Origin of the sequence: Sphingobium soli (assembly GCF_020782245.1) — a bacterium.
Classification (GTDB): Bacteria; Pseudomonadota; Alphaproteobacteria; order Sphingomonadales; family Sphingomonadaceae; genus Sphingobium; species Sphingobium soli.
Window position 1 is genome coordinate 1 of the sequence record NZ_JAJGNP010000037.1, and the last position, 3,076, is coordinate 3,076.

A 3,076-nucleotide genomic window follows, 5' to 3' on the forward strand; every position below is an offset into this window, starting at 1 on the left:
GTGTAAACGCTCGCGCTAAATGGCGGCGTTCTGATCGCGCTATTTGTCAGTTGCCGGGTCCGATGACGAGGCAATCGCGCGCGGCCTGAACGATGTCAGCGGTGACCTCCTCGACGCGGTTGAGGGTCATGATCCGCCGCATCTGCGCGAACAGGCGCTCCATGAGCCGGAAGTTGCCGCGCGTGATGCGGATCACGGCTGCCTGCGCTTCGATCGCGTCGAGTTGGGCCGGGTCGAAGCTGATCCCGAAATCGCCGGCGTGGGTCGCGAGCAGCAGCCGCATTTCGGTCTCGGTAAGCGGTTTGAACTCGTGGACGAAGCCGATCCGCGAGTAGAGCTGGGCATAGCGGGCGAGGCGCTTCTCCAAGCCCGGCATACCCATCAGGATCAGCCCGAAGCCGTGGCGATCGGCCATGTCGCGGAGATGTTCGAGCGACTTTATGGTCAGGCGGTCGGCCTCGTCGACGATGACGAGGGGGCAGGCGATGCGGGCGGCGTCATGGGTGATTTCGTCCTGCGAGCCGCCCGCGACCGTCAGCCGGGCATAGCCCAGCTTAATGAGGTTGAGGCCCAACACCGCGTCGATCGTCTTGGGCGTGTTGCTGACCGACACGGTGTAGAAGACGGCGCGGCAGCGAGCGACCTTTTCGCCAAGGAGCGCGGCAATGGGACGGAGCGCGGCATATTCCCCCAGGTCGGGGAAGCTGGAAAACTCGCGCGCCGATCGCGTCTTTCCGACGCCCGGCCGGCCATGACACACGCCGATATAGCGGTAGTGCGCGCAGGCTTCGGCAAACTCGACGAACCGGGCATGTTCGCGGGTCGCCAGGAACGGCTGCTCGACCAGGAACTCAATCGTCAGCGGCGTAGAGCCGGAGCCCTCGGTAGGTGGTGGGCCGGGAAGCCGTATCCTCTTGGTCGCCATCGAAGGTCTCCGTGGGGGCAGGCACCTGCTTGTCGCGCTCCTTCGCGCCGCGCCGGGCGCGCTGGATCGCGCGCAACGACGGGTGCCCAGCGTGCTCGGAGCTGAGCGCACGGCAGACGAACCGGCCCTGGTGGTAGACGTGGATCTCGGTCAGGTCGCGGGGGTCATAGACCGCCTCGACCTGCTCGCCGACGAAGGCCGCGAGCGTGGGTTCGACATAGCGCCTGCCCATCAGACGGATGCCGTCGCGCAGCACTTTACGGGGCTTGGGCACGTGCACGAGCAGCATGTCGAGCTGTTCAAGGCTGTCGGGCATTGCGGGCAGGAACCCGCCCTTCTGCCAGCGCGTGATCGGCGGTTCGCCGGTGCTGCCATGCGGGCGACGATGATAGACGCCGCACACGAACGCCTCGAAGCGGGCGCGCAGCTCGTCGAGCGTGAGCACTGGCGCCGACAGCGGCTTGCCCGCGATCAGGTGGCCGGGCAGGTCGGGCAGGAACATGTCGTTGATGGTGCGGAACAGCCGCTCGATCTTGCCGCGCCCGCGAGGACGCCCCGGCAGCGAATGGATGAGGCGGATTTTGAGGGCGATGCACGCCTGCTCGATATGCTCGGAGATGAAATCCGAGCCGTTGTCGACGTAAAGCTGTTCGGGAATGCCGCTGACGATCCATTCGGGATTGGGCTTGCGCCAGATCGCCTGCCGCAAGGCGAGCGCCGTGTTGAGGGCACTGGGGGCATCGAGGCTGAGGAAGTAACCGGCGATGGCTCGGCTGTGATCGTCAACGATGACGGTCAGCCAAGGACGCACCGGGGTTCCGGCATCATCGAGCACGAGAATGTCGAGAACGGTATGATCGGCCTGCCACATCTCGTTCGAGGTCGCGGCTTCGCGCCGATGCACTAGCTCGTGCTGGTCGCGGTAGACGGCCGGATCGGAGGCTGCGGCGATCTGGCTTGCCGGTATCGCCCTGACGACACGCGCGACGGCCGCATAGCTGGGGGTTCGGTGTCCATGCGCGATGGCGAGTTCCTGCACCTTTCGGTGAATGGCGGCGACCGGGGGTCGCGGGCGCTTGGTGGCGAGAGTGCGGGTCAGTTCGACCAGATGTTCCGGCAGGTGCAGCCTGCCCCGATCGTTGCGCGGCAGACGCGCGAGACCGGCAAGTCCTTCGGCACGGTAGCGCCCGAGCCAGCGCTGCAACGTCCGCTCGCTCAGCGTGCCGGTGCGGGCGAGGTCCGCGAGCGGGATGCCATCGGCGAGGTGCGGTTCAAGGACGCGGTAGCGCTCGATCGCCAGCGGCGGGACAAGCGCCGGATGCGTCACCGCCGACGGTCCGTGTCGCAGGTAAGGAAAACGGAGATTTGCCTGCCCATCGCCATGCGAGTCCGCTCGCGTTGCCAAACCGGCCTGTTCGACGTAAATCTACCCGGTAAAGAAAACTAGGGCAACATAGACCTGCCGATGACGACTTTCTTCCCAAACCGCGCCCGATCGGGGCGCCACCGGCCCTACGCATGAAAATCGGTTACGCCCGCGTATCGACCGCCGAGCAGAACCTGGACCTCCAGCGTGATGCGCTGAAGGCTGCCGGCTGCGAGAAGGTCATCACCGACAAGGCCTCCGGGGCGACTGCCGCTCGCCCTGGATTGGAAAAGGTGAAGGAGCTGCTTCGCGCCGGCGACACACTGGTGGTCTGGCGCCTCGACAGGCTCGGCCGCTCGCTCCGTGATCTGATCGGATGGATGACCTACCTCGACGAGGAAAAGGTCGGGCTGCTGAGCCTGCACGAGGCGATCGACACGACCACCACGTCGGGCAAGCTTACCTTCCACCTGTTCGGGGCATTGGCGGAGTTCGAGCGCAACCTGATCCGCGAGCGGACCCAGGCCGGTCTCACCGCAGCCCGCGCTCGCGGCAAGAAGGGTGGCCGGCCGGCCGCACTCGGCAAGGACAAGCGCGACCTGCCCGTCAGGCTCTACCACGAGAACACGATGCCGATCGCCAAGATTTGCTCGATGCTCGGCATCTCCAAGCCAAAACTCTACGCCTATGTGCGATCGGCCGAGACCAAGCCGGTAGCCGCGTAGCGACGCTCGCCGACAAATAGCGCGATCAGAATGCCGCCACTTAGCGCGAGCGTTTACACC

Annotated in this window: 3 protein-coding genes; 1 reads left to right on the forward strand and 2 read right to left on the reverse strand. The window is 65.8% G+C overall.

Going from position 1 to position 3,076, the window contains the following annotated elements:
• Window positions 1-46: 46 nt before the first annotated feature.
• Together LL253_RS19565 and LL253_RS19570 are read right to left on the reverse strand one after the other, a co-directional pair.
• Window positions 47-925, reverse strand: coding sequence for an AAA family ATPase (locus LL253_RS19565; protein ID WP_009824028.1), 879 nt, complete (start codon window positions 923-925; stop codon window positions 47-49).
• Entirely contained in the window at window positions 852-2,252 is a 1,401-nt protein-coding gene (locus LL253_RS19570; protein WP_004212864.1) for a Mu transposase C-terminal domain-containing protein, read from the reverse strand. Before LL253_RS19570 ends, LL253_RS19565 begins: the two co-directional genes overlap by 74 nt.
• A gap of 191 nt (window positions 2,253-2,443) precedes the next feature.
• On the opposite strand from LL253_RS19570, the gene LL253_RS19575 reads away from it, so the two are divergent.
• A complete protein-coding gene (locus LL253_RS19575) occupies window positions 2,444-3,016 on the forward strand; it encodes a recombinase family protein (RefSeq protein ID WP_009824027.1) in 573 nt (190 codons plus the stop codon).
• Window positions 3,017-3,076: the final 60 nt, after the last annotated feature.

Coding starts and splice junctions, on each gene's coding strand:
- LL253_RS19565 (WP_009824028.1), bottom strand. CDS start 925: ATGGCGACCAAGAGGATACGGCTTCCCGGCCCACCACCTACCGAGGGC.
- LL253_RS19575 (WP_009824027.1), top strand. CDS start 2,444: ATGAAAATCGGTTACGCCCGCGTATCGACCGCCGAGCAGAACCTGGAC.